General features: G+C 74.0%; 23 protein-coding genes. 9 read left to right on the top strand and 14 right to left on the bottom strand.

Features of this window, described 5'->3' with window-relative positions; all coding sequences use genetic code 11:
- Positions 1–126: 126 nt before the first annotated feature.
- A complete protein-coding gene (locus OG689_RS19490; protein WP_266322025.1) occupies positions 127–414 on the top strand; it encodes a hypothetical protein in 288 nt (95 codons plus the stop codon).
- 241 nt (positions 415–655) lie between these two features.
- Here the strand turns inward: OG689_RS19490 and OG689_RS19485 are convergent, their stop codons facing one another.
- From OG689_RS19485 to OG689_RS19460, 6 genes are all read right to left on the bottom strand, one after another.
- Entirely contained in the window at positions 656–3,547 is a 2,892-nt protein-coding gene (locus OG689_RS19485; RefSeq protein ID WP_266322023.1) for a discoidin domain-containing protein, read from the bottom strand.
- Between the two features lie 606 nt (positions 3,548–4,153).
- On the bottom strand, positions 4,154–5,620 hold the full coding sequence (locus OG689_RS19480; RefSeq protein WP_266322021.1) for a cytochrome P450: 1,467 nt from the start codon (positions 5,618–5,620) through the stop codon (positions 4,154–4,156).
- A 189-nt stretch (positions 5,621–5,809) separates the two neighbouring features.
- Entirely contained in the window at positions 5,810–6,427 is a 618-nt protein-coding gene (locus OG689_RS19475; RefSeq protein WP_266322020.1) for an ATP/GTP-binding protein, read from the bottom strand.
- Entirely contained in the window at positions 6,408–6,767 is a 360-nt protein-coding gene (locus tag OG689_RS19470) for a DUF742 domain-containing protein (RefSeq protein ID WP_266322018.1), read from the bottom strand. Before OG689_RS19470 ends, OG689_RS19475 begins: the two co-directional genes overlap by 20 nt.
- Positions 6,764–7,171 (bottom strand): roadblock/LC7 domain-containing protein, encoded by a 408-nt coding sequence (locus OG689_RS19465; RefSeq protein ID WP_266322016.1) that lies wholly within the window; start codon positions 7,169–7,171, stop codon positions 6,764–6,766. Before OG689_RS19465 ends, OG689_RS19470 begins: the two co-directional genes overlap by 4 nt.
- Positions 7,168–8,727, bottom strand: coding sequence for an ATP-binding protein (locus OG689_RS19460; protein ID WP_266327275.1), 1,560 nt, complete (start codon positions 8,725–8,727; stop codon positions 7,168–7,170). Before OG689_RS19460 ends, OG689_RS19465 begins: the two co-directional genes overlap by 4 nt.
- Before the next feature lie 624 nt (positions 8,728–9,351).
- Between OG689_RS19460 and OG689_RS19455 the strand changes: the two genes are divergently transcribed.
- The 6 genes from OG689_RS19455 to OG689_RS19430 all read left to right on the top strand — a co-directional run bounded on the left by OG689_RS19455 (position 9,352) and on the right by OG689_RS19430 (position 16,350).
- Positions 9,352–10,137: a VOC family protein gene (locus tag OG689_RS19455; RefSeq protein WP_266322014.1), complete on the top strand. Its 786-nt coding sequence runs from the start codon at positions 9,352–9,354 to the stop codon at positions 10,135–10,137.
- A 167-nt stretch (positions 10,138–10,304) separates the two neighbouring features.
- On the top strand, positions 10,305–11,054 hold the full coding sequence (locus OG689_RS19450) for a beta-phosphoglucomutase family hydrolase (RefSeq protein WP_266322012.1): 750 nt from the start codon (positions 10,305–10,307) through the stop codon (positions 11,052–11,054).
- The gene (locus OG689_RS19445) at positions 11,051–13,462 is read left to right on the top strand and encodes a glycoside hydrolase family 65 protein (RefSeq protein WP_266322010.1); all 2,412 of its coding nucleotides are present in this window, start codon (positions 11,051–11,053) and stop codon (positions 13,460–13,462) included. The genes OG689_RS19450 and OG689_RS19445 overlap by 4 nt, the downstream gene beginning before the upstream one ends.
- A 125-nt stretch (positions 13,463–13,587) precedes the next feature.
- The gene (locus OG689_RS19440; RefSeq protein WP_266322008.1) at positions 13,588–15,321 is read left to right on the top strand and encodes a pyruvate dehydrogenase; all 1,734 of its coding nucleotides are present in this window, start codon (positions 13,588–13,590) and stop codon (positions 15,319–15,321) included.
- A 128-nt stretch (positions 15,322–15,449) separates the two neighbouring features.
- Positions 15,450–16,055, top strand: coding sequence for an XRE family transcriptional regulator (locus OG689_RS19435; protein ID WP_266322007.1), 606 nt, complete (start codon positions 15,450–15,452; stop codon positions 16,053–16,055).
- A gap of 115 nt (positions 16,056–16,170) precedes the next feature.
- A complete protein-coding gene (locus OG689_RS19430; RefSeq protein WP_266322005.1) occupies positions 16,171–16,350 on the top strand; it encodes a DUF6126 family protein in 180 nt (59 codons plus the stop codon).
- A gap of 56 nt (positions 16,351–16,406) precedes the next feature.
- Here the strand turns inward: OG689_RS19430 and OG689_RS19425 are convergent, their stop codons facing one another.
- Entirely contained in the window at positions 16,407–17,834 is a 1,428-nt protein-coding gene (locus OG689_RS19425; RefSeq protein WP_266322003.1) for a PLP-dependent aminotransferase family protein, read from the bottom strand.
- A 50-nt stretch (positions 17,835–17,884) separates the two neighbouring features.
- Between OG689_RS19425 and OG689_RS19420 the strand changes: the two genes are divergently transcribed.
- On the top strand, positions 17,885–18,397 hold the full coding sequence (locus tag OG689_RS19420; RefSeq protein ID WP_266322001.1) for a carboxymuconolactone decarboxylase family protein: 513 nt from the start codon (positions 17,885–17,887) through the stop codon (positions 18,395–18,397).
- Positions 18,398–18,495: 98 nt separating this feature from the next.
- Complete coding sequence (locus tag OG689_RS19415) at positions 18,496–19,344, top strand: isocitrate lyase/phosphoenolpyruvate mutase family protein (protein WP_266321999.1); 849 nt, start codon at positions 18,496–18,498, stop codon at positions 19,342–19,344.
- A gap of 52 nt (positions 19,345–19,396) precedes the next feature.
- Here the strand turns inward: OG689_RS19415 and OG689_RS19410 are convergent, their stop codons facing one another.
- The 7 genes from OG689_RS19410 to OG689_RS19380 form a co-directional block, all read right to left on the bottom strand.
- The gene (locus OG689_RS19410) at positions 19,397–19,630 is read right to left on the bottom strand and encodes a hypothetical protein (RefSeq protein ID WP_266321997.1); all 234 of its coding nucleotides are present in this window, start codon (positions 19,628–19,630) and stop codon (positions 19,397–19,399) included.
- Positions 19,631–19,698: 68 nt separating this feature from the next.
- Positions 19,699–20,805 (bottom strand): cytochrome P450, encoded by a 1,107-nt coding sequence (locus tag OG689_RS19405; RefSeq protein ID WP_266321995.1) that lies wholly within the window; start codon positions 20,803–20,805, stop codon positions 19,699–19,701.
- Positions 20,769–22,277 carry a cytochrome P450 gene (locus OG689_RS19400; RefSeq protein ID WP_266321993.1) on the bottom strand — a complete coding sequence of 503 codons (1,509 nt, stop codon included), beginning with the start codon at positions 22,275–22,277 and terminating at the stop codon, positions 20,769–20,771. The genes OG689_RS19405 and OG689_RS19400 overlap by 37 nt, the downstream gene beginning before the upstream one ends.
- On the bottom strand, positions 22,274–22,891 hold the full coding sequence (locus OG689_RS19395) for an ATP/GTP-binding protein (RefSeq protein WP_266321991.1): 618 nt from the start codon (positions 22,889–22,891) through the stop codon (positions 22,274–22,276). Before OG689_RS19395 ends, OG689_RS19400 begins: the two co-directional genes overlap by 4 nt.
- Positions 22,869–23,213 (bottom strand): DUF742 domain-containing protein, encoded by a 345-nt coding sequence (locus OG689_RS19390; protein WP_266321989.1) that lies wholly within the window; start codon positions 23,211–23,213, stop codon positions 22,869–22,871. The genes OG689_RS19395 and OG689_RS19390 overlap by 23 nt, the downstream gene beginning before the upstream one ends.
- Complete coding sequence (locus tag OG689_RS19385) at positions 23,210–23,623, bottom strand: roadblock/LC7 domain-containing protein (protein WP_266321987.1); 414 nt, start codon at positions 23,621–23,623, stop codon at positions 23,210–23,212. The genes OG689_RS19390 and OG689_RS19385 overlap by 4 nt, the downstream gene beginning before the upstream one ends.
- On the bottom strand, positions 23,607–24,863 hold the full coding sequence (locus tag OG689_RS19380) for an ATP-binding protein (RefSeq protein WP_266327273.1): 1,257 nt from the start codon (positions 24,861–24,863) through the stop codon (positions 23,607–23,609). Before OG689_RS19380 ends, OG689_RS19385 begins: the two co-directional genes overlap by 17 nt.
- Positions 24,864–25,021 lie beyond the last annotated feature (158 nt).

Raw genomic sequence — 25,021 nt, 5'->3', positions numbered from 1 at the left:
CTCGTCCGAGCCCCCGCTCGTCCCCGCCGGTCACGTCCACACCCCGACGGCTCCCGGTTCGGCGCCGCTCGGCTGGGCCGTCGTCGCCTGCCCCGGTCACGCACCGGCCGCCGAGGCGGCGGGCCGGTGAGCGAAGCGTCGAGCATGCTGGTGACGGCGGAGATCGAGGACGTGATGGAGCCCCTCACCGCGGCGTTGCCGGGGGTGGTGGAGCGGCTCCGGGAGGAACTTCGGGCGCTGCCGCTGGGGAGTTTCCAGTACGAGGCGTACCGGCGGTTCCTGGGGCCCGGGGTGATCGAGCGGGTCACCGAGGCGATGGAGTGCGACGGGGAGCTGCACCTGACCTTCGCCATGCGGGGGCGGTTGCACTCGGTGCGGGTGGTGCCCGCCGTGCGTGCGGGGAGGGGCCGGTGAGCGGGGGTGAGCGGACGGCGGGGTACTGCGTCGGGTGCGGTGACTACGTTCTCGGGCGGTTCGTCCGGGTGATCGGTGCCTACGCGGACGCGGTCGACGGGCATCGGGGCTGCCCGGAGCGGCCGGCTGCCCCGGGACGGGCCAAGGCCCCTCCGGCCCGCGAGGGGCGGGTCGGAGGGGCCTCGGTGGGGGCTCCGGGGCGCCGCTGGGCGGGCCCCGGAGGTCCGGAGGGTGGTCCGGGTCAGGAGGTGTAGGCCTGGAACTCCGAGACCTGGGCGGCGGGCCAGCCGGTGTTGCCGGTGAAGGACAGCCGCAGGTAGCGGGCGGTGGTGCCGGGCACGTTGACGGTGACCGTGTTGCCGGTGGCCGGGTCGAAGGTGTAGCCGGCCGAGGCCTTCACCGTGGTCCAGTTGGTGCCGTCGGTGCTGGCGAGCACGCTCAGGGTCTCGGTGCGGGTGGCCCAGGCGGTGGCCGGGGGCAGCTTCAGGACCAGGCGGCCCACGGCGGTGGAGGCGCCGAGGTCGGCCGTCAGCGACTGCGGGAAGGCGTTCGCGGCGCTCTCCCAGTAGCTGTTGGCGTCACCGTCGTTCGCCTTGCCGGCGCCGTAGACGTCCACGGTGCTGGTGGCGGTCAGGGACTTGCCCGCCAGCAGGTTGGTGTTGGCCGGCGGCGTGGTCGGCGGGGTCGTGGTGGGGGGAGTGGTGGTGGGGGGAGTGGTCGGGCCGGTGGCCCGGATCTCCAGCTCGGACAGCTGGGCCGCGGGCCAGCCGGTGTTCCCGGTGACGGTCACCCGGACGTAGCGGGTGTTGGTCTGGGCGAAGCCGACGGTCGCGGTGTTGCCGGTGGCCGGGTCGAGGGTGAGGCCCGTCGAGGGGGCCAGGGTGCTGAACGAGACGCCGTCGGTGGAACCCTGGACCGTGACCGCCTCGGTGCGCTTCTCCCAGCCGGACGGGAGCTTGGCGGTGACGCTGCCGACCGCGGTTACGGCGCACAGGTCGACGGTCAGCGACTGCGGGAACGCGCTGTTGGCGCTCTCCCAGTAGCTGGCGGCGTTGCCGTCCACCGCGTTGGCGGCGGTGTACGTCTGGTTGGTGCTGGTGGCGGTGGCCGCCTTGCCCTGGGCGAGGTTGCCGGTGCCCGGGTTGCACGCCGGCGGGGTGGTCGGGGTGGTCGGTGACGGGGAGGGGCTGGCCGGCGGGGTGGTCGGGGTGGTGGGCGACGGGGACGGGCTCGGGGAGGAGGTGCCGCCGCCGGTGGACGGCTGGCCGCCGTAGGTCCACTGCGGGGTGGGCCAGTTGCCGCTGCAGGTGGTGCCGTTGTTCCAGCCGGAGTTGCCGCCGCCGTCGACGATCACGAAGCCGCTGCCGACGCAGTTGTGGATCGGGGTGGCCGCCTGGGCGATGTTCTTCGCCTTCACGTTGGTGAACTTCATGTTGGCGTTGGCCTGGGCCTGGATGGCGTAGGTGCCGGCGCCGTCGATGTTCACGTTGGTGAAGTTGATGCCGCTGGAGGCGCCGTCGATGGTCTGGACGGCCTCGTAGGAGCTGTCCAGGATGTCGGTGTCGGTGATGTTGATGGTGGCACCGGCGATCGGCTCGTTCAGGCCGTCGAACCAGATGGCGCCGACGCCGAACTGCCAGTTGAAGTCACTGTTGCCGGTGCGGATCAGGGTGTTGCGGGCGGCGGTGATGGTGCCCGCGACGGCGGTGCCGCTGCCGGAGTTGACCCCGGGGTAGCGGTTGGCGATGTGTAGGCCGCCGCCGTTGCTGATGGTGTCCGACATGACGTTGTCGGAGATGGTGAAGTCCTTGCCGCCGTACGTGACGATGTTGTTCGCCAGGATCGGCAGCACCACGGTGTTGTGGGTGAAGCTGTCGTTGACGTTCGGCACCCGCTCGGGCCAGGAGGCCAGGCCGTCGTCGCCGGTGTTGCGGACGAAGGTGTTGGTGACGGTCGAGTTGGTCACGCCGGTGTGGAAGTTCACGCCGTCGGCCGTCTGGTCCAGGATGCGGCTGTTCTTGATGGTGAAGCGGTCCATCGGACCGTCCATCCAGGCGCCGACCTTGGTGTGCTGGAGCCACAGGTTGTCCAGCGTGGAGTTGGACATGGCGCCGCCGACGGCGTTGACCTGGTCCTCGTCGACCCGCTCGCGGATGTCGCCGATGATGGCGAAGTCCTTCAGGTTGACGTTCTGGCTCGGGCCGCCCTGGCCGACGTACTTGCCGTAGATCCCGGCCGCCTTCTGGCGGTTGTTCGGGTCGCGTCCGCCGAGCACGCTGTACCAGGGGCCGGCTCCGGCCAGGGTGACCCCGTCGACCACGACGTGGTCGTAGAGGGTGAAGGTGCCCTGCGGGATGAAGACGGTCTTGCCCTGTGCCTGGCCGGCGTTGACCGCGGCCTGGAACTTGGCGGTCGAGTCGGTCGCGCCGGTGGGGTCGGCGCCGAAGTCGGTGACCACGTCGAGGGCCCCGGCCGGCTTGGCGACGGGGGCGCCGACCTGCTCGAAGTCGGCCAGGTCGATGGTGAAGCTGGGGGACTGCGCGGTCGAGGAGACCTGCAGGCGGATCTTGGTCCCGGTCGGGTAGGTGGACCCGAACATGGTGCGGGTCTCGTCGTAGAAGTGGTGCGGGTTGGTGTCGCCCGGGTTGTTGTTGAACGGGTAACCGCCGTAGTACCAGCTGTACTTCGAGGTGACGTCGACGCTCTTCAGCTTGCTGCCGTTGACCAGCAGGTCCATCGAGGCGTCCCGGCCCTTGCCGTCCCCGGTGTCCGGCAGGCTGTACCGGAAGTCGATCGAGTTGGCCGGCGCGGAGAGGGTGAACTCCACGTACTGGCCGACCGAGTTGAGGGTGACGGCCTGCCGGCCGGAGGCCTCCGAGGGCAGGTGGCCGTAGAGCCGGTCGGGGCCGATCACCGAGCCGTTGGTGGCCGCGTACTCGGCCTCCTGCTCCTTGAACGGAACGGTGGCGCCACGCCCGGAGACGTTCAGCGGGGAGAGCGTCGGGACTCCGGCGGCGCTGGCGGGGGTGGCGGAGCCGACGACGGCTGCCGTGAACAGGCCGGCGCTGCCGAGGGCGACGGCGGTCAGCGCGGCGACGCTGCTCCGTAGCCGGCGAACGGGTGGTGACTGCATGACGGTTGCACATCCTTGCTGGTCGTGGGGGCGGGCCAGGGGTGGGGACCAGGCGGCTGGGCAGTCGGCACCGGTAGGGACTCTGCGGCGCTGCGCTCCTTCGGTGTTGCGCAGATGCTTCGAGCGCGTGGCGCGGTGGTTTCCGCCGAGCGAGGAGAGACTATGGGCGGCGTCGCATGAAGTCCATATGAAAGAGCAAAAATCTGACACTAACAACGCAAGTTTCGTTCATCGTCATGGGATTGGCGATGTGAACCCATGAGGAAGCAGAGGCGCCAGGGCCGCCGGGCTCACCGTCGCGCGCGGAACCGACGAGGCGTCAGCCGGGTCACCGCGGGCAGTGCCGCGCGGGTGCGGTGGGCGGGTGCGGTGGGCGGGTGCGGCGGGTGCGGTGGCTGCGGTGGGCGAGCCGGGCGCGGGTCGGAGTCGTACGGGGAGACCCGCGTCCCCGGGTACGCCGAACGGCCCGCCCCTCAGGGGTCGGGCCGTTCGGGTGTCGCCGTCCGGGCCGGTGCTGCCGGCCCTACGAGAGCCGGCCCTGCGAGAGCCGGCCCTGCGAGGGCCGACTCGCGAGAGGTCCGCCCGGCCGGGCCGGCGGCGGACCGGTCAGCGCCGGAAGCGTCCGGTCAGGGTGCTCCACCAGCTGCGCCGCTGCCGGGGGACGGTCACGCCCTGGGCCGGAGCGGCGGACGGCGCCGCGGCGGGCGCGCCGGCCTGCGCCGGCACCGTGGCGGTCGGGGCGGCGGTCGGGGTGGACGGCACCGTGCCGGGGACGGCCCCGCCGGCCGTCCCGGTGTCGCCCTCGTTCCTCGCCCGGGGGGTGAAGCGCACCGGCAGCCCGGTGAGGTGCCGGGAGAGCCAGGCCGAGGTCCAGGTCAGCTCCTCCTCCGGGACGGCGAGCTGGAGGTCCGGCAGGCGGGTGAGCAGGATGTCGATGCCGGTCTCGGCGATGGCCCGGCCGATGTCCTGGCCGGGGCACTCGTGCGGTCCGCCGCCGAAGGCGAGGTGGGAGCGGTTGCCGTAGAGCGGGGTCGACAGGTCGGGGCGTACGGCCGGGTCCACGTTGCCCGCGGCGAGGCCGAGCAGCAGCATGTCGCCGGTCCTGATCTGCTGGCCGCCGAGCTCGGTGTCGCCGGTGGCCCAGCGTCCGGCGACCACGGACATCGGCGCGGTGTCCCAGAGCACCTGGTCCAGGGCGTCGGGCAGGGTCATGTGGCCGCCGGACAGGTGGGCGCGGAACCGGCGGTCGGTGAGGACGAGCTTGAGGGTGTCGGCGATCAGGTTGACGGTGGTCTCGTTCGCGGCGAGCAGCACCACCCGCAGGTGCTCCAGCACCTCGTCGTCGGTGAGCCCGGCGTCGTGCTGCATCAGCCAGGACACCAGGTCGGCGCCGGGGGCGACGCGCTTGCGCTCCATCATCCGGCGCAGGGTCGCCACGACGTAGTCGTTGCTCGCGATGGCCGTCTCGGTGCCCTTCATCAGGTCCCGGGCGGCTTCGACCAGTCGGGGCCCGTACTCCTCGGGCATGCCGACCACCTGGGTCATCACCAGCATCGGCAGGTGCTCGGCGAACTGCGCCACCAGCTCGGCCTGGCCGGTGGGCCCGAACTCCTGGATCAGCTGGTCGGTGAAGCGGGTGACGTAGCGGCGGATCCCGCGCCGGTCGAAGCGGTTCAGGCTGTCGGTGACCGCGCCGCGCAGGCGCTTGTGCTCCTCGCCGTCCGCGAACACGCACAGCGGCTGCCAGGCGATCACCGGCATCAGCGGGGAGTCGGGGGTGACCAGGCCCTCCTGGAAGGCCGTCCAGCGGCGGGAGTCCCGGGAGAAGCGGGAGGGGGTGCGCATCGCGGTGAGGTTCGCGGAGTGGCCGAGGATCAGCCAGGCGGGGAGGTCGCCGTGCAGCAGGACGGGTGCCACCTCGCCGTGTTCGGCGCGCAGCTTCTCGTACAGGCCCGCCGGGTCGGCCTCGGCCTCGGGGCCGTACATCCGGCGGAGGCCGTCGGCGCCGAGCCCGTGGGCGGGGCAGCCGGGCGGCGGGGTGAGGGAGGCGTCGTCAGCGAACGGGGTGGTCACGGTATCTCCGGGGTCGGCGCGGGGCGGTCGTCGTGAGGCGGCCGCCGTGGACGGTCCTCGTGAGCGGTCGTCGGGTGCGGTCGGTGCGAAGGGGCCATCGTGCGGGGGTCGGCGGTCGGGCAGGAGTCGGTGGGGCGTGGTCGGTGCGGCGGCCGGGGGAACAACCGGTTGCGGCGAGGGGCCTGGCGGTCATCGCGCGGGCGGCGCCGAGAGGTTGTACAGGTACCGCATCAGGGCCATCAGGACGTCCCGGCTGGATTCCCTGGTCCGGGCGTCGCAGGCGACGATCGGCACCTCGGGGGGCAGGTCGAGGGCGGCCCGCAGCTCCTCGGTCGGGTAGGTCGGCGATTCGGGGAAGGTGTTGGCCGCGACGACGAAGGGCACGCCGCGCTCCTCCAGCCGCCCGATCACGTCGAAGCTGACCTCCAGCCGGCGGGTGTCGACCAGGACGACCGCGCCCAGGGCGCCCTCGAACAGGCCGTTCCAGAGGAACCAGAACCGCTCCTGGCCGGGGGTGCCGAAGACGTACAGCACCAGTTCGTCGCTGATGCTGATCCGGCCGAAGTCCATCGCGACCGTGGTGGAGGTCTTGCGTTCGACCCCGGCGACGTCGTCGACGTCGGCGCCGGCCTGCGTCATCGTCTCCTCGGTGGTCAGCGGGCGGATCTCGCTCACCGAGCCGACCAGGGTGGTCTTCCCGACGCCGAAGCCGCCCACGATGACGACCTTGACCGCCATCGCGGCCGAGGCCGGCAGCAGGTCCGTGCTCTGCGGCCCCACCACCGTGTCAGAGCTTCTGAAGTCCATGCATCACCGCCTCTATCAGGGCACGGTCGGGAAGGATCGCCTGCGGGACGGAGGACCGGGCCTCGATCCGCTCCTCGGCGAGGAGGTCGGCCAGCAGCACGGTGACCACGCTGATCGGCAGCCGCAGGTACGCGGAGATCTCGGCCACCGAGAGCGGCGAGCCGCAGATCCGCAGGATCGCCGCGTGCTCCGGCTGCATCGTCGGGGTCGCGTCCGAGCGGGCGACGATCAGGGTGACCAGGTCGAACGTGGTCTGTTCGGCCAGACCGCTGCGGCCGCGCGTGATCACGTAGAGACGTTCGGGGTTGCCTTCGTCCCAGTCCTGGTCGGCTGCGCTCATGCGACCTGCTCGCCGTTGCGCGGGGGCGTACTGAGGTGTTCCCCGATCCGCGCCACCAGGTCCCGCATCCGCTGGCCCATCAGCCCGGCGTCGACGCCCTCGTCGGCCAGCACCGCGAGGTAGGCCCGGGCGCCGGCCGCCATCAGGTAGAAGAAGCCGCCGCCCATCTCGATCACCACCAGCCGCATCCGGCCGTCGCCGTGCGGGAACTCGTGCCCCACCGCGGCGGCCAGGCTCTGCAGGCCGGCGCAGGCGGCGGCGAGCCGGTCGGCGGTGTCGGTGTCGGTGCCGTACTGGGCCATCCGCAGGCCGTCGGCGGAGAGCACGACCACGTGACGGGCGTGCGGGACGCTCTCCGCCAGCTCCTTGAGCATCCAGTCCATGTTGGTCCGCTGCTGAATCACTGTTCGCCCTTCCCTGCCGACTCGTCGTCGCTGGTCCGGCCGGCCGCACCGGTGGCCGGCCCGTGGCCGTTCACACCCTCGTGGAACGCGGCCAGCCACATACCGGGTTGCACCGGCGCCTGGGCCGGCTCGGGGACCCTGGGGGTCTTGGCGGCGCTCGTCCGGGACGGCGCCGCGTGGCGGCGGCGCTGCGGCAGCCCGTTCGCCGTCCGCTCGCCCACCACCGGGACCGCGCTGTCGGCGGCCGGCCCGGGCAGGGCCCCCCGGGAGGACCCGAAGGAGTGGTCGGACGAGGCGGTGGGGACCACCCGCGACCCCCACGGCCGCGGGCCGGAGGCGGGCCGCGGAATGGCGGCGGGGACCGGCCGGGGGCCGGAGGCGATGCCGATGCCGTGGGCCCGGCCGGTGGCCGGCGCGGTGGTGATGAGCTCCTGCGGGACGATCAGCACCGCGCGGACGCCGCCGTAGGCGGAGGGGCGCAGCGAGACCTGGAACCCGTACGCCTGGGCGAGCCGGCCGACCACGGCCAGGCCGAGCCGGGGGGTCTCGCCGAGGTCGTTGAGGTCGATGCCGGCCTGGGCCTCCTGGAGCATCCGCTCGGCCCGGGCCCGGCCCTCCTCGCTCAGGCTGAGGCCGCCGTCCTCGATCTCGATCGCTATACCGGTCTGCACCTCGACGGCGGTCAGGTGGACGCTGGTCTGCGGCGGGGAGTAGCGGGTGGCGTTGTCGAGGAGTTCGGCGAGCGCGTGGATCAGTGGTTCGACGGCGGGCCCGACCACGGCGACCTCGGACACCGGGTGCAGTTCCACCCGCTGGTAGTCCAGGATCCGCGAGATGCCGCCGCGCAGCACGCTGTACAGCGGCACCGAGCGGCTCCACTGCCGGCCGGGGCGGGCACCGCCGAGGACGGCGATGCTGTCGGCGAGGCGGCCGACCAGCGCGTTGCCGTGGTCCAGCAGCAGCAGGTCGTCGAAGACGGCCGGGTCGCTGCCGTGCCGGTCCTCCATCTCGCGCAGGTCCTGGGCCTGCCGGTGGACGATCGCCTGCACGCGGCGGGCGATGTTCACGAAGGCCCGCTGGGCGGACTCGCGCATGCCCTCCTCGTTGTCGACGGCCTCCAGGACGGTGCGCAGCACGGCCTGCCGGGCGGCCTGGAACTCCGGGCCGACCACGCCGTCGGGGGACTCGTACGCGAGCAGCAGGTCCTCGGTGGACTCGCCGCGCTGGAGCCGGGCGACCGCCTCCGGCAGGGCGACCTTGGCGAGTTGGACGGTCTCGGCCTCCTGCCGGGCCAGCCGGCGGCGCAACTCGCTCTCCTGCTGGGCGTACCGGTCGCGCAGGGTCGCCAGGGCCCGTCCCCGGCGGGCCGCCTCGGCGGCCACCACGGCCACCGCCGCCGTACCGACCACGCCGCACCAGACGACGCCCGCGCGGGCACCGGTGGAGGCGACCGCCGCGGCGACCGCGGCGGCGACCGCCGTCACGGCGGTGGGCAGGAGCCACACCAGAACGGGAGCGGAGCGCCGGCCTCCGGGTGACGATCCAGCACGAAGCATCAGCATCCTCAAACGATCGGAAGTGTACGGAAGGGGGCGGTGGGCCGACTCCGGCTCTGTGGGGGCTGTGTCTCGTGGCGGACCGGCACCCGCGGCGGCCTTCGCCGACCTGGTGAGGGGGGTGTTGCGGGACGGGCCGGGGAGTAGCATAGCCGGTTTTCGGGAGGTACCTGACGAAAGCTCAGCAAGGCTGCGCTACAGCCGATTTCGTCCCTTCCTGCCGGATTTCGCACGTATCTCGCAGACCGGCCGGAAGTACCCGGCGAGGGGTTCGCGCCCCGCCGTCGGGGTGGTGCTGGCACCAGGTTTGCCCCGCTGCGGGCTTGTCGTACCGGTGTCAGGTCCTGGTTCGCCCATGAGGGGGGACTCCGGGGGAAAGTGCCTTGATCGTCCGCGGATCCGTGCTATATGCCAGGACCGTGGCGCTCCGCCGGCCGTCCCCGACCCGTCCTCCGTGCCGCGCGTGCCGCGCGTGCCCTCGGGCGGCGTCGGGCGGCGGCGGCCGGGTGATCCGAGGGGTGCCCGGCCCGCCGGGTGGCGGGATGGCAGCGGCACGACCATGGTGGGCGGTGAACCCTGCCGCCCGGCCCCTACCCGCGGCGGACCGCCGTCTGGAGGTCAGCGATGCCCCAAGTCACCCACGCCTACAAGCCCGGCACCCCCTGTTGGGTCGACCTGATGGTCAAGGACCAGCAGGCCGCGCTCGACTTCTACCGTGACCTGTTCGGCTGGCAGGGCGAGGTCGGCCCGGCCGAGTTCGGCGGCTACGCGATCTGCACCCTGAACGGGAGGCCGGTGGCCGGCATCATGGCCGCGATGGCCCAGGAGGGCCAGCCCGAGCCGCCCAACGTGTGGAGCACCTACCTCGCCTCGGCGGACGCCGACGCCACCTCCAGGGCGATCACCGACAACGGCGGCTCGGTGATGTTCCCGGTCTCCGACGTCGGCACCACCGGCCGGATGATGGTCGCCACCGACCCGTCCGGCGCGGTCTTCGGCGTCTGGCAGCCGCTCGACTTCTTCGGGGCCCACGTGGTCAACGAGCCCGGCGCGCTGACCTGGAACGAGCTCAACACCACCGACACCGAAGCGGCCGGCCGGTTCTACGAGCAGGCCTTCGGGCTGCGGCCGGCCACCGTCCAGGGCCTGCCCGGCTACTACTCGCTCAACGTCGGCGAGCGGACCGTCGGCGGCATGCAGCCGATCGCCGACTACCTGCCGGCCGGCACGCCCTCGCACTGGATGACGTACTTCTCGGTGGACGACTGCGACTCCGTGGTCGACGCGCTGGTCAAGGCGGGCGGCTCGGTGATCCAGCCGCCCTTCGACATGCAGGCCGGCCGGATGTCCGTGGTGGCCGATCCGCAGGGTGCGGTGTTCGCGGTGATCTCCTCGCCCGACTCGCCCTGACCCCGCATCCCGACTCGCCCTGATCCCGCTTCCCGCCGCCCGTCCGGGCCCGGTCCGAGTGCCCGGGGGCCGGCACCGTACGTCACGCCGGGTGACCGCCCGTTCACGACGCGCCAACGCGCCGCGAATGGGCGGTTTTGTTCGGAATCCGGGGTAAGACTGCCCTCATGTTGGGTCTTCCGGACGACATCCGCGCATTCCTCTTCGACCTCGACGGGGTGCTCACCCAGACCGCCAAGGTGCACGCCGCGGCCTGGAAGGACACCTTCGACGCCTTCCTGCGGGCCGAGGCGGACCGCACCGGCGGTGACTTCGTCCCCTTCGACGCGGTCGTCGACTACGACACCTACGTGGACGGCAGACCGCGGCTGGACGGCACCCGGGCGTTCCTGGGCAGCCGCGGCGTCGAGCTGCCCGAGGGCGCCCCCGCGGACCCGCCGGGCACCCGCAGCGTGCACGGCGTGAGCAGCGCCAAGAACGACACCGTGCTGCGGATGATCCGCGAGCAGGGCGTCCAGCCCTACCGGGGATCGGTGGACTACGTGCACCGGCTGCGCGCGCTGGACCTGCCGTGCGCCGTGGTCTCCTCCAGCGCCAACTGCCGCGACGTGCTGCGCGCGGCCGGCATCGAGGAGCTCTTCGACGTCGTGGTGGACGGCCTGGTCGCCGCCCGCGAGGGCCTGCCCGGCAAGCCCGCGCCCGACACCTACCTGGCGGCCGCCCGCACGCTCAAGGTCGAGCCGGCCCACGCCGCCGTCTTCGAGGACGCGCTCGCCGGGGTCGCCTCCGGCCGGGCGGGCGGCTTCGGCGCGGTGGTCGGCGTCGACCGGACCGGCCAGGCCGAGGAGTTGCGCCGCAACGGCGCCACCGTGGTCGTGGCGGACCTGGCCGAACTGATCGAGGGGGAGCCGCGATGACCGGACAGGACACCTTCGCCGTCGACCCGTGGCAGGTCGCCGAGTTCGGGCTCGACCCGGCCGCGATGGCCCGGGCCGAGTCCGTCTTCGCCCTGTCCAACGGCCATGTCGGCCTGCGCGCCAACCTCGACGAGGGAGAGCCGCACGGCCTGCCGGGGACGTACCTGAACGGGGTCTTCGAGCTGCGGCCGCTGCCGTACGGCGAGGGCGGGTACGGCTACCCGGAGTCCAGCCAGAGCGTCATCAACGTGACCAACGGCAAGATCATCCGACTGCTGGTCGACGACGAGCCCTTCGACCTGCGCTACGGCGAACTGCGCAGCCACCGCCGCAGTCTGGACTTCCGCGACGGCCTGCTGCGGCGCGAGGCGGAGTGGACCTCGCCGGCCGGCCGGACGGTCAGGGTGAATTCCACCCGGCTGGTCTCGCTCACCCAGCGGGCGGTGGCGGCCGTCGAGTACCAGGTGGAGGCGGTGGACGGGCCGGTCCGGATCGTCCTGCAGTCCGAGCTGGTCGCCAACGAGCAACTGCCCGGCGGCGCCGGCGGCGACCCGCGGGCGGCCGCCGTGCTGGAGGCCCCGCTGATCTCCGAGGCGCACCACGCGCTGAACAGCAAGGCGGTGCTGGTGCACCGGACGCGGTTCAGCGGGATCCGGGTGGCGGCCGGGATGGACCACATCATCGAGGGGCCCGAGGGCTTCGAGAGCACCGTCGAGAGCCACGAGGACCAGGGCCGGGTCAGTGTCACCACGGTGCTGCGCCCCGGCGAGCGGCTGAAGGTGGTCAAGTTCATCGCGTACGGCTGGTCCGCGACCCGGTCGCTGCCCGCCGTCCGGGACCAGGTCGAGGCCGCGCTGACCGCCGCCCGGTACACCGGCTGGGACGGGCTGGTGGCCGAACAGGGAACCTACCTCAAGGACTTCTGGGACTCCAGCGACATCGAGATCGAGGGGGACGTCGAACTCCAGCAGGCCGTCCGGTTCGCGATCTTCCACGTGCTGCAGGCCGGCGCCCGCAGCGAGGAGCGGGCGATCCCGGCCAAGGGGCTGACCGGCCCGGGCTACGACGGCCACAGCTTCTGGGACACCGAGACCTTCGTGCTGCCGGTGCTCACCTACTGCCTGCCCGGCGCGGTGAACCAGGCCCTGCGCTGGCGGCACACCACGCTGCCGCTGGCCCGCGAGCGGGCCGGCCAGCTCGGCCTCGCCGGCGCGGTGTTCCCCTGGCGGACGATCCGCGGCGAGGAGTGCTCCGGCTACTGGCCGGCCGGCACCGCGGCCTTCCACATCGGCGCCGACATCGCCTCGGCGGTGGTCCGCTACGTCCGGGCCACCGGGGACGTCGCCTTCGAGAAGGAGTACGGGCTCGAACTCCTGGTGGAGACCGCCCGGATGTGGCGTTCGCTCGGCCACCACGACGCCGAGGGCCAGTTCCGGATCGAGGGCGTCACCGGCCCCGACGAGTACAGCGCGGTCGCCGACAACAACGTCTTCACCAACCTGATGGCGCAGAGCAACCTGCGCAACGCCGCCGAGGCCGCCACCCGGCACCAGCCCGAGGCAGCCGCCCTCGGCGTGGACACCGAGGAGATGGCCGCCTGGCGGGACGCCGCGAGCGCGATGTTCGTCCCCTACGACGAGAAGCTCGGCGTGCACCCGCAGGCCGACGGCTTCACCGACCACCAGTTCTGGGACTTCGAGGGCACCCCGCCGGAGAAGTACCCGCTGCTGCTGCACTTCCCCTACTTCGACCTGTACCGCAAGCAGGTGGTCAAGCAGGCCGACCTGGTGCTCGCCATGCAACTGCGCGGCGACGCCTTCACCGACGAGCAGAAGGCCCGCAACTTCGCCTACTACGAGCGCCTCACCGTGCGGGACTCCTCCCTCTCGGCCTGCACCCAGGCGGTGATCGCGGCCGAGGTCGGCCAGCTCGACCTCGCCTACGACTACACCGCCGAGGCCGCGATGATGGACCTGCACGACCTCGGCGGCAATACCCGGGACGGCCTGCACATGGCGTCCCTGGCCGGGGCCTGCATCGCGCTGGTGGCCGGGTTCGGCGGGCTGCGCGACCACAACGGGACGCTGGCGTTCCGGCCCCGGCTGCCGTCCGGGCTGCGCCGGCTGACCTTCTCGATGCAGATCCGCAAGTGCCTGCTGGAGGTCCGGATCACCCACGCCGGCACCACGTACACGCTGCGCCGGGGCGAGGCCCTGCCGCTCACCCATGAGGGGGAGGACCTGGTGGTCAGGGCGGGCACCCCGGTGACCCGGCCGATCGTGAAGCCGCCGGCGCAGGAGCGCTGCGGCCAGCCGCCCGGGCGCGAGCCGGCCCGCCGGCAGCCGCACGCCGGAGTGGCGGGCGGCGGGACGGTCGGCTCCGCGCCGGACCACCTCGCGGCCGAGTAGCCACCCCGGTCGAGCGGCCGCCCCCGCCGGGCGGTCACCCGGGCGGCCCGCCCGGGGTGCGGGCGGGCGGTCGCCGCCGCAGGGTGCTGGTGACCTGTGACCGGCGGCCGATGAGGGAGTGCCCCGTGGTGAGTGTGGCCGAGCAGATGGTGGAGGTGCTCCGGCAGGCCGGGGTGGAGCGGGTCTACGGCGTGGTCGGCGACAGCCTCAACCCGGTGGTGGACGCGATCCGCCGCACCGACGGCATCAGCTGGGTGCACGTGCGCAACGAGGAGGCGGGCGCGTTCGCGGCGGCGGCCGAGGCGGAGCTGAGCGGCCGGCTGGCGGTCTGCGCCGGCTCCTGCGGCCCGGGCAACACCCACCTGATCCAGGGCCTGTACGACGCCCAGCGCAGCGGGCTGCCGGTGCTGGCCCTCGCCTCGCACATCCCGTCCGGGCAGATCGGCAGCGGCTTCTTCCAGGAGACCCACCCCGACCGGGTGTTCACCGACTGCAGCAGCTGGTGCGAGATGGTCTCCACCCCGGCCCAGCTGCCGCGGCTGCTGCGGATCGCGGTGCAGCACGCGCTCGGGGCGCACGGCGTCTCGGTGCTGGTCTTCCCGGGGGACGTGGCCGCGCTGCCGGCCGCCGGCCCGACCGGGACGGGCGGCTTCCTGACCGAGCAGGCGGTCGCGGCGCCGCCCTGGTCGCAGGTGCAGGAGCTGGCCAAGGCGCTCAACTCGGTCCGCAAGGTGGCGCTGTTCTGCGGCGCCGGGGTGCGCGGCGCCCATGCCGAGGTGATGGACGTGGCGGCCGCCCTGCAGTCCCCGGTCGGGCACTCGCTGCGCGGCAAGGAGTGGATCCAGTACGACAATCCGTACGACGTCGGGATGAGCGGACTGCTGGGCTACGGCGCCTGCCACGAGGCGCTGCACGAGGCCGACCTGGTGCTGCTGCTGGGCACCGACTTCCCCTACGACTCCTTCCTGCCGCAGGCCAGGACGATCCAGGTCGACCACGACGCGACCAGGCTCGGCCGTCGGACCCCGCTGGAGCTGGCCGTGCACGGCGACGTGTCGGCGACCCTGCGGGCGGTGCTGCCGCTGCTGGAGCCCAAGACCGACCGGGCCTTCCTGTTCGGCATGCTGGAGAAGCACTACCGGGCGCTGGACGGGGTGATCGGCGCGTACACCAAGGACATCGAGCGGCACCTGCCGATCCACCCGGAGTACGTGGCCGCCGTGCTGGACGAGGTCGCCGCCGACGACGCGGTGTTCACCGTGGACACCGGCATGAACAACGTCTGGGCCGCCCGCTACCTCACCCCCAACGGCCGCCGCCGGGTGATCGGCTCCTTCCTGCACGGCTCGATGGCCAACGCGCTGCCGCACGCGATCGGGGCCCAGCTGGCCTGCCCCGGGCGGCAGGTGGTCTCGATGTCCGGTGACGGCGGGCTGGGGATGCTGCTCGGCGAGCTGCTGACGGTGGCCCGGCACCGGCTGCCGGTGAAGACGGTGGTCTTCAACAACGGCGCCCTCGGCATGATCAAACTGGAGATGCTGGTCTCCGGCTACCCGGAGTACGCGATCGACAACGGTGACGTGGACTACGCGGCGATCGCCCGGGCGGCGGGCATCCCGGCCAAGCGGGTCACCGACCCGGCGAAGGTCCGGGAGGTGCTGGCGGAGGCGCTGGAGCGGCCGGGCCCCGCGCTGGTGGACGTGGTCACCGACCCGAACGCGCTCTCCATCCCGCCGCACATCACCGCCGCGCAGCTCAAGGGCTTCGCCCTCGCGGCCGGGCGGACGGTGCTGTCCGGCGGCGTCGGCAAGATGATCGACCTGGCGCGCAGCAACCTGCGCAACATCCCGCGGCCGTGACCCGTGTTCCCGCGGCCGTGATCCGCGCTCCCGGACGTGAACCGGCGGGGCTCGGGCCGGACACTCCGGTGATTTGCCTCTGAGGCAAATTTCTTGCCCAGCAGGCACGGCGGGTGTCCACTGGGTCCATGACCACCAGCCCGCCGGACGACCAGGAGGTCGTCGGCCTCGCCGCCCGCCTGCGCGAGCACCGACTCGGCAGCCGGCTCACCCTGGAGGCCGCGGCCGCCCGGGTCGGGCTCTCCCCAGCCTATCTCTCCCGCCTGGAGACCGGACGCCGGCAGCCCTCGCTGCCGGTGCTCCTCGGCCTCGCCCGGGCCTACGGCAGCTCCGTCTCCGGCCTGCTCGGCGAGACGCCGGGCGACCTGGACCCCGTCGTCCGCGGCGGCGCGATCGAACCCGGCCGGGCCGGCGGCTGGGGCTACCGGCGGGCCGGCGCCCCCGGCCGGGCCATGCAGGCGCTGCGGGTCCAGGTGCCGCCGAGCGTCCAGGACGAGGTCGTCCGGGTGCACCCGGGGGAGGAGTGGTTGTACGTCGTCCGCGGCCGGCTGCGGCTGACCCTCGGCGAGCGCGTCCACCTGCTGGCGGAGGGTGACTCGGCCCACTTCGACTCGCTCACCCCGCACTGCATCGCGGCGGACTCGGCGGACGGCGTCGAACTGCTCTTCCTGCACACCCTGCTGCAGAGCCCCGGGGGCGAACTCTGCCTCGGCGGCGGCCCGGTGCCGCACTGAGCGGCGCCCCGCCGTCCCGTGCCGCCCCGGCGCCACCGCACCGACCTGCCCCGCACCGCCGACCCCGCGTCATGATCCGGGCGGCCGGACCGCCCTGGAACGAAAGAGGCCTGCCATGACCGAGCCCGTCGCCCTGCCCGCCACCCCCGCCGAGGCCCCCGCGCCCGCCACCATCGACGCCGGCAAGCGGGCCAACCGCCGGGTCGGGATCAGGGTCCTGATCTACATGGTCGCCACCCACGGCTTCGCCGGCTTCATCATGCTGCTGTTCGAGATCGGCTCGCGGAAGGGCTGAGGCCGGCTCCCCCACCCCTGTCGGCGGGTCGGCGCCCCACGGTCGTCCGGAGCGGCTCAGAGCCGCTCCAGCAGGCCGCAGAGCGCGTCCAGCGCGCCCGCGAAGGCATGTTCGGGCGGCGTGCCGTAGCCGATCACCAGGCCGGGCGGCGCCTGCGGCCCGTCGCCCGCCCGGTCGTCCCGGCACTCGGCCAGTCCGCCCAGCGCCAGGCCGGCCGCCGCACCGCGCCCGATCAGCTCCGCCTCGCCGGGCCCGCCCGGCGGCAGCACCAGGACCGCGTGCAGGCCGGCCGCCACGCCCGTCACCCGTATCCGGGGGGCCCGCTCGGCGAGCGCCGCCACCAGCCGGTCGCGGCGCCGCCGGTAGTGCAGCCGGCAGCGCCGGACATGCCGGTCGTAGGTGCCCGAGGTGATCAGCTCGGCCAGGGTGAGCTGGTCCAGCGCCCCGGACTGGGTGTCGGCCAGCCGCTTCAGCCGGGTGACCGGGGCGACCAGCTCCTGCGGCAGCGCCAGCCAGCCCAGCCGCAGGGCCGGCGCCAGGCTCTTGCTGGCCGTGCCCGAGTAGACCACCCGCTCGGGGTCGAGCGCCTGCATCGCGCCGAGCGGCTGCCGGTCGTAGCGGAACTCGCCGTCGTAGTCGTCCTCGATCACCAACCCGCCGGTGCGCCGGGCCCACTCCACCGCCGCCGACCGGCGGGGCGCCAGCAGTGGTGCCCCGGTGGGGAACTGATGGGCCGGTGTCAGCAGCACCGCCCCGGCGCGGACGCCGGTCAGCAGGTCCGTCCGGGCGCCGCCCTCGTCCAGCGGCAGCGCCACCCGCTCCAGACCGGAGGCCGTCACCACCTGCTGGAGCGGCGCCAGCCCGTACGCCTCCACGGCCAGCGCGGCCGCCCCGCGCTCGCGCAGGGCCGCGCAGAGCAGGTTGAGGGCCTGGGTGTGCCCGGAGCAGATCAGGATCCGCTCCGGGGCGGTCCGTACCCCGCGGACCCGGGCCAGGTAGGCCGCGAGGGCCTGCCGCAGTTCGATCCGGCCGAGCGGGGTGTCGTAGCCGAGCGCTTCGTTCGGGGCGGCGGTCAGGGCCCGCCGGGCGGCGGCCGACCAGGCGGTGCGCGGGAACATCGAGAGGTCCGGCCGTCCGGGCCGCAGGTCGTACCGGACGGCCGGGCCGGGCGGCGGTGCGCCCGGGGCGACGGCCGGCGCGGGCGGCGCGGCCCGGTCCGCGACGGTGGTGCCGGAGCCCTGCCGGGAGGTCAGCCAGCCCTCGGCGGTCAGCTGGAGGTAGGCCTCCACGACGGTGTTGCGGGCGATCCCGAGGTCGCCGCCGAGCGCCCGGGAGGACGGCAGCCGGGTGCCGGGGGCGAGCCGGCCGTCCTGCACGGCCTCGCGCAGCGCGTCCTCCAGGGCGGCCCGCAGGCCGAGCCCCCGGGCCTGGCGGCCGGTGAGGTCCAGGTGCAGGTCGCCGCCGAAAGTGGACCAGGATTCCATGCTCCCAATGAACCATGCCGACGGGCCAGTCTGCTCCTAGGCTGGGCGCCATGACGACGAACGACACCCTTGCCGCCGAGGACCGCGCCGACCGCACCCACGCCCACGCCCATGTCCCCGCCCCCGAGCAGCGGATCTCCCTGCCGGAGCTGCTCCCGGACTTCTACCGGGCGATGAGCGCCCTGGAGCGGGCCTCCAAGGCCGGGATCGAGCCGCAGCTCGCCGAGCTGGTCAAGGTCCACGCCTCGATGATCAACGGCTGCGCGTTCTGCATCGACATGCACGCCGCCGACGCGGTCAAGGGCGGCGAGCAGGAGCACCGGATCCGCTCGCTGCCGGCCTGGCGGGAGACCCCCTGGTTCACCGCCCGGGAGCGTGCCGCCCTCGCGCTGACCGAGTCGGTCACGCTGCTCACCCAGGGCCACGTTCCGGACGCCGTCTACCAGGAGGCCGCCCGCCACTTCGAGCAGACCGAGCTGGCGAGCCTGATCGCGGTGGTCGTCACCATCAACGCCTGGAACCGGATCGGCGTCACCTCCCGGCTGAGCCCGGCCGCGCGCTGACCCGCCGACCCGCCCGGTCCCACCGACCGGCCGACCCGTACCCGTACCCGTCCGAAATCCGCCGGACCGCCGGCCCCGAGACTGGCAGGCTGCCACCCATGACGAGCGATCAGACCAGCGATCAGCAGGACCGGGCCCGACTCCTCCACGCGCTGCACCGCCCCGGCGACCCGGTGCTGCTGGCCAACGTCTGGGACGCGGCCGGCGCCCGGCTGGTCGCCGCCGCCGGGGCGGCCGCCCTCGCCACCGCCAGCGCGAGCGTCTCCTGGACGCTCGGCTACCCCGACGGCGACCGCGCCGACCTCGCCGAGGTGCTGGCGCAGACCGCCAGGATCGTCCGGGCGGCCGGCGCCCTGCCCGTCACGGCCGACCTGGAGAGCGGTTTCGCCGACACCGCCGAGGGCGTCGGCGCGAACATCACCGCTCTGCTCGCCACCGGCGCGGTCGGGGTCAACCTGGAGGACGGGCTGCCCGGCCCCGGCGGCCCGCTGCGCCCGGTCGAGGAGGCGGCCGCCCGGATCGCCGCCGCCCGCGCGGCCGCCGACGCCGCCGGCGTCGCGCTCTTCGTCAACGCCAGGACCGACGTCTTCCTGCTGGCCGTGGGCGATCCGGCCGACCGCCCGGAGCACGCCGTCACCCGGGCCCGGGCCTACCTCGCGGCCGGCGCCGACGGCATCTTCGTCCCCGGCGTCGGCGACCCGGACACCGTCGCGGCGCTGGCCGCGGCCGTGCCCGCCCCGCTGAACGTGCTGGCCGGCCCGGGCGCCCCGGCCGTCCCCGAGCTGGCGAAGCTGGGCGTGGCCCGGGTCAGCCTCGGCCCGGGCCTGGCCCGCGCCGCCTACGCGGCGCTGCGGCTCGCCGCCGAGGAGGCCTACGGGCCCGGCACGTACGACGGCATCGCCGGCGGTCTCGGCTACCAGGAGCTGAACGCCCTGCTGGCGGACTGAGACCGGCCGGGGCCGGCCCGGCCCGGCAGCAGGCCGGATCGGGCGGGCCGGGTCAGCCGACCGTCCCCGGCCGGGGCGTCAGTGCCTGCAGGCCCTTGACCGGGCCGCCGGCCACCGGCAGTCCGGCCGCCTGCTGCAGGACGAGATCGCCGGGCGAGACGCTGAGACCGTCGGCGATCCCGTCGAGGGCGTCGCCGCCCGCCGGGGCGGGGGCGGCGTGAGCGGGGGCGGCGGCCAGCGCGAGGCCCGCCATGGTGAGGGCGGCGAGTGCCGTGAGCTTCTTCATGGCAGGCCAAACGAGCCGGCGGCCCGACGGTCACCCACGCGGGCCGCCGGGCCGTCACCCGGCGCGGTTCAGCCCACCCGGACGGGCAGGGTGCGCACGCTGTTGCTGACGAAGGAGCCGATCGGCTCCGGGGCCGGCCCGTCGGCCGCGGTCAGGCCGGGGAACCGGCCGAACAGGCCGCTCAGCGCGACCTCCGCCTCCAGCCGGGCCAGGCCCGAGCCGAGGCAGAAGTGCGGCCCGTGGCCGAGCGAGAGGTGCCGGGCGTGCCGGGTGATGTCGAAGCGGTCGGCGTCCGGGTAGTGCTCCTCGTCGCGGCCGGCCGAGCCGTAACCGGCGAGCAGCGCCTCGCCGCGCCGGATCAGCACACCGCCGACCTCGATGTCCTCGCTCGCGTACCGCAGCGGGAACTGGCCGACCGGGGAGTCGTGGCGCAGGGTCTCCTCGACCACCGCGGACCAGGGCTGCTGCCCGTCGAGCACCAGCCGCAGCTGCTCGGGGTGGGCGAGCAGCGCGCGGACGGCGTTGGTGATCAGGTTCAGCGTGGTCTCGTGCCCGGCCACCAGCATCAGCAGCAGGGTCCCGACCAGCTCCTGCTCGGTGAGCCGGTCGTCGGCGGCGCGGGCCGCGATCAGGTCGGTGGTCAGGTCGTCACCGGGTTCGGCGCGCTTGGCCGCGACCACCGAGGCGAGCAGCGCGAACAGGCCCTGCTGGGCGGCGACCGCGGCCTCCGGGGTCGCCGAGCTGGAGACCAGGGTGTTGGACAGCTCATGCAGCTCGTCCTGCTGCTTGGCGGGCAGCCCTAGCAGCTCGCCGATCACCTGCATCGGCAGCGGGTAGGCGAAGTGCGTACGCAGGTCGAAGTCGCCCTCCAGCAGGGCGACCCGGTCGAGCAGGGCCGCGGCCCGGGCCTCCACGGCCGGCCGCAGCTCGGCGATCCGGCGCGGGGTGAAGGCCTGGGTGACCAGCCCGCGCAGCCGCCGGTGCTCCTCGCCGTCGGCGGTGACCATTCCGGGCACGGTGACGAAGTTGACCAGCGGCCAGCCCTTGGGCAGCCGGCCCTCGGTGAAGGTGCTCCAGAGCTGCGGGTTCTTGCCGACCCGAGGGTCGGCCAGCAGCTGCTGCAGGGTGTCGTGCCGGGTTATCGCCCAGACCACCACCCCGCCAGGGAGTTCCACCAGGACCGCGGGCCCGGCCGCCCGGAGTCGGGCGTTCTCGCCGTGCTGGTCGCGTCCGAAGGGGTCGAGGGGGACGGGGCTGAGGTCATCGGAGTTGCGGACGGCGGTGTCCATACGGGCCTCTCGGGAACGGCGGGGCGGGGCGGGGTGAAGGCGCTGTAGAGCACGGGCAGGCCGACCAGGGCCCGTGACCAGGGTGACGGACGCCAGGTCAGTTCACCCGCCGGAACCGCGAGTTGGAGGTCGGGCAGGCGGTGCAGCAGGGTCTCGACGGCGGTCTCGACGATCAGCCGGGCCGGCTCCTGGGCCGGACAGACGTGCTTGCCGGCGCCCCACGCCAGGTGGGCGCGGTTGCCGGCCAGGCCGGTGCCGTCGCGCAGGGTCGAGCCGGAGTCCGGGGCGCCGCCCTGGGCGGCCGGGTCGGCGTTGGCGGCGGCCAGGCCGAGCACGAGCATGTCGCCCTCGGTGATGTACTGCCCGCCCAGCACGGTGTCGCCGGTGGCCCAGCGCCCGGGGAAGTTCTGCGTCGGGGGGTCCCGCCACAGCACCTCCTCCAGGGCGTCGGCGACGGTCAGCCGGCCGCCGCTCAGGGTGGCCCGGAACCGGCGGTCGGTGAGCAGCAGCCGCAGGGTGTTGCCGGTCCAGTTGATGGTGGTCTCGTTGCCCGCGACCAGGATCACCACCAGGTGGTGCACGGCCTCCTCGTCGCTCAGCGCGGCCGGGTGGGCCAGCAGCCAGGAGGTGAGGTCGGGGCCCGGCTCGGCCCGGCGGCTGCGGACCAGTTCGGTCAGCGTCGCCTGGAACTCGACGCCCGCCCGGACGGACTTCTCGCTGCTGTCCACGAAGTGGCTGATCAGCTCGATCAGCCTGGGCCCGGCCTCGGCGGGCAGGCCCAGCAGCTGGGTGAAGACCAGCAGCGGCAGCCGGCGGGCGTACTGGGCGATCAGGTCGGCGGTGCCGTCCGGTCCCCAGCCGTCGATCAGCGAGTCGGCGGCGGCCTCGGTGGTCTCGCGCAGCCGGCGCTGGTCGATCCGGGCGAGCGTGTCGGCGACGGCGGCGCGCAGCCGCTGGTGCTCGGCGCCGTCCAGGTTGAGCAGGGTCGGGCGCCAGGAGGTCATCGGCAGCAGCCGCGACTGCGGGCTCAGCCGGCCCTCGGCCGGGACCCGCCAGCGGCGCGAATCCTTGGAGAACAGCTGCTCGTTGCGGGTGAGTTCGAGCAGTTCGGGGTAGCCGAGGACGAGCCACGCCTCGACACCGGGCTCCAGCTCGATCGGCGCGACCGGGCCGTGCCGCTCGCGCAGCCCCGCGTACAGGCCGTGCGGGTCGTCGGCCACGGCCGAGCCGTACAGCGGGGCGGCCCCGCTCGGCGCGGCCCCGGCGTGCATCGGGCAGCCGGGCGGTGGGCCGGGCGGCGCGGCCTGGGCCGGCGGCTCGGTGACGGCCGAGGCGGTGCCCGGCTCGGGTGTGCTCATGGCTGGAGCTCCAGGACGGCGGTGGAGTGCAGGTGGCCGACGAAGTCGATCAGCAGGTCGTAGGCGGCCGTGCGGTCGCGGACGTCACAGTGCAGGATCGGCACGTCGGGCAGCAGGTCGAGGGCGGCGCGCAGCTCGTCCTCGGGGTAGCTGGGACTGTCGGGGAAGGTGTTGACGGCCACGGCGAAGGGGATGCGCTGCTCCTCCAGCCGGCCGAGGATGTCGAAGCTCTCGCCCACCCGGCGGACGTCCACCAGGGCGACGGCGCCGAGCGCGCCGCGCGACAGGTCGTCCCAGAGCGGCTGGAAGCGCTCCTGGCCGGGCGTGCCGAACAGGTACAGCGCGAGCCGGGAGTTGAGGGTGATCCGGCCGAAGTCGAGGGCGACCGTGGTGGTGCGCTTGCCGGCGCGGCCGGTGAGGTCGTCCACGCCGACGCCGGCGGCGGTCATGGTCTCCTCGGTACGCAGCGGGGTGATCTCGCTGAGCGAGCCGACCAGGGTGGTCTTGCCGACCCCGAACGGTCCGGTGATCAGGATCTTCACCGCGCCCCGTACCGAGGACGGCAGGTAGTCGGGCTCGGGCCCGGACGGCTCAGCGGAGTTGGCGGAGGCCAACGAGCACCTCTTCCAAGAGGGTTGCGGGCAGGCGTTCGGCCTGCGGGGCGGGCGGGAGGACCTGGACGGCGCCGAGGTCCCAGAGGTCGCCGACCAGGACCTTGACCACGACGAGCGGCAGGCCCAGGTGGGCGGCGACCTCGGCGACCGAGAGCAGGCTCCGGCAGAGCGTCAGGATCCGCTGGTGTTCGCGGTTCAGCGCCCCGTCGGGCAGTTCCGGGAGGTCCGGCGAGACGCTCAGCAGGCTTTCCAGGGCCAGGCTTTCGCGGCTCGGCCGGCTGCGGCCACCGGTGATCACGTACGGCCGGACCGGGTTGCTCACCGCTGGATCCCCGCCACGTGCTCCGCCCGCGGCGGACTGGTGAGGTGGGCGCCGATCCGCTCGACCAGGACCTGCATCTGGAAGGCCACCAGGCCGGCGTCGACGGCCTCGCCGGTCACCACGGCCAGGTGGGCGCCCGAGCCGGCCGCGACGACGAACAGGTAGCCGCCGCCGTACTCGACGACGATCTGCCGGGTGGAGCTGCCGCGTCCGCCGAAGCCCTGCGCGACGCCCCGGGCCAGCGACTGCAGTCCGGAGCAGGCGGCGGCCAGGCGCTCGGCGTCCTCCCAGGCGATGTCCGCGCTGCGGCCGATCTCCAGGCCGTCGTTGGACACCACGACGGCGTGCTGGACCTCGGGGACGGTGATGATGTCGGCGAGCAGCCAGCCGAGGTCAGGATTGGTGGTCATCGGATTCTCCGGAGCGCTGGGGAGGGCGGGGGGAGGCCTGGTCGGGGCCCGGGCGGGTCGCCGAGCGGCCGGTGGCGGTGCCGGCCTGGAACCGTGCCATGAAGCTCTGTGCCTGGTGGGCCGAGCGGGCCGGCGCCGGTGCGGGCTCGGCGGGCCGGGGGACCTCGGCCGAGCGGTCGCGCCGGTGGCTGCGACGCGGCAGCGGCGGCGGGGTGCCACCGGGGGTGCGGGCTTCCTCCGCCGGTCGGGCGGAGGGGAGCCGGTGGGGTGCGGCCGCCCCGGGGCGGGCCGGTACGCCGTCCGGTCCGGGGACGGCGGGTGCTCCCGCGGTCGGTGCGGTGGGTGCGGTCGGCGGCAGCGGTTCGGTGAGCAGGGCGTTCGGCAGCAGGACCACGACCCGTACGCCGCCGTAGGGGGAGGGCGCCGAGCTGAGGGTGACCCGGAACCCGTACTGCTCGGCCAGCCGCCCGACCGCCGCGAGGCCCAACTGCGGTACCTCGCCGAGCCGGGAGACCTCCAGCGTGCTGCCGCCGGACAGCACGGCGGCGGCCTTGGCGACGGCCTGGTCCGCCATGCCCACGCCACCGTCGTCGATCTCGATGACGGCGCCGTTGTGGACCGGCATCAGGGTGACGAACACCTGGGTGCTGGGCGGTGAATAGCGGGTGGCGTTGTCCAGCAGCTCGGCGACGGCGTGGATCAGCGCCTCGGCGGCGGCGCCGATCACGGCGGTCTCCAGCTTGCTGCGCACGATCACCCGCTGGAACGGCAGGATGCGCGACTGGGCGCCGCGCACCACGTCCTCCAGCGGGACCGGCTCCGGCCAGTGCCGTCCGGCCCGGGCCCCGCAGAGCACGGCCAGGGTCTGTGCCAGCCGGGCCTGTTGGGCGGCGGCGTGGTCGGCCTTGAGCAGGCCGTCCAGCAGTTCCGGGTCGTGGTGGGTGCGTTCCATCTCGTCCAGCAGGGCCTGCTGGTCGTGGGCCATCACCAGGATGCGCCGGGCGACGCTGAGGAAGGCCCGCTGGGTGGAGGAGTTGAGTTCCTGTTCGCGCTGCACGGCGGCGTTCTCGCTGCCGCGGTGCTCGCGTTCGTCGGTCAGCTGCTGCCGCAGCAGGTCGAGTTCGCGCTGCTGGGCACCGAGCCGGCGCCGCTGGGTGCGGGTCACCGCCCGGTACCGCGCGACGGCGAGCAGTGAGAGGGCGGCCAGTACGCCGATCGCGGTCGCGCACCACTGAGTCATCGTCACGGGCGAATTCTAGGGCGGTGATCCTACGATGATGTGAACAGATCCCCGGTCAACTGTGCGGACCTGCCGGGTCCGGCGGTGTGCCCGGCCGTCGTGCCGCCGCCTGGCCTGCGGATTCGCCCGCCCGGTGAGTCCGGCAGGAATAGTCCGGG

The organism is Kitasatospora sp. NBC_00240 (assembly GCF_026342405.1).
Taxonomy (GTDB): Bacteria; Actinomycetota; Actinomycetes; order Streptomycetales; family Streptomycetaceae; genus Kitasatospora.
This window is presented reverse-complemented; position numbering and strand designations above follow the sequence as displayed.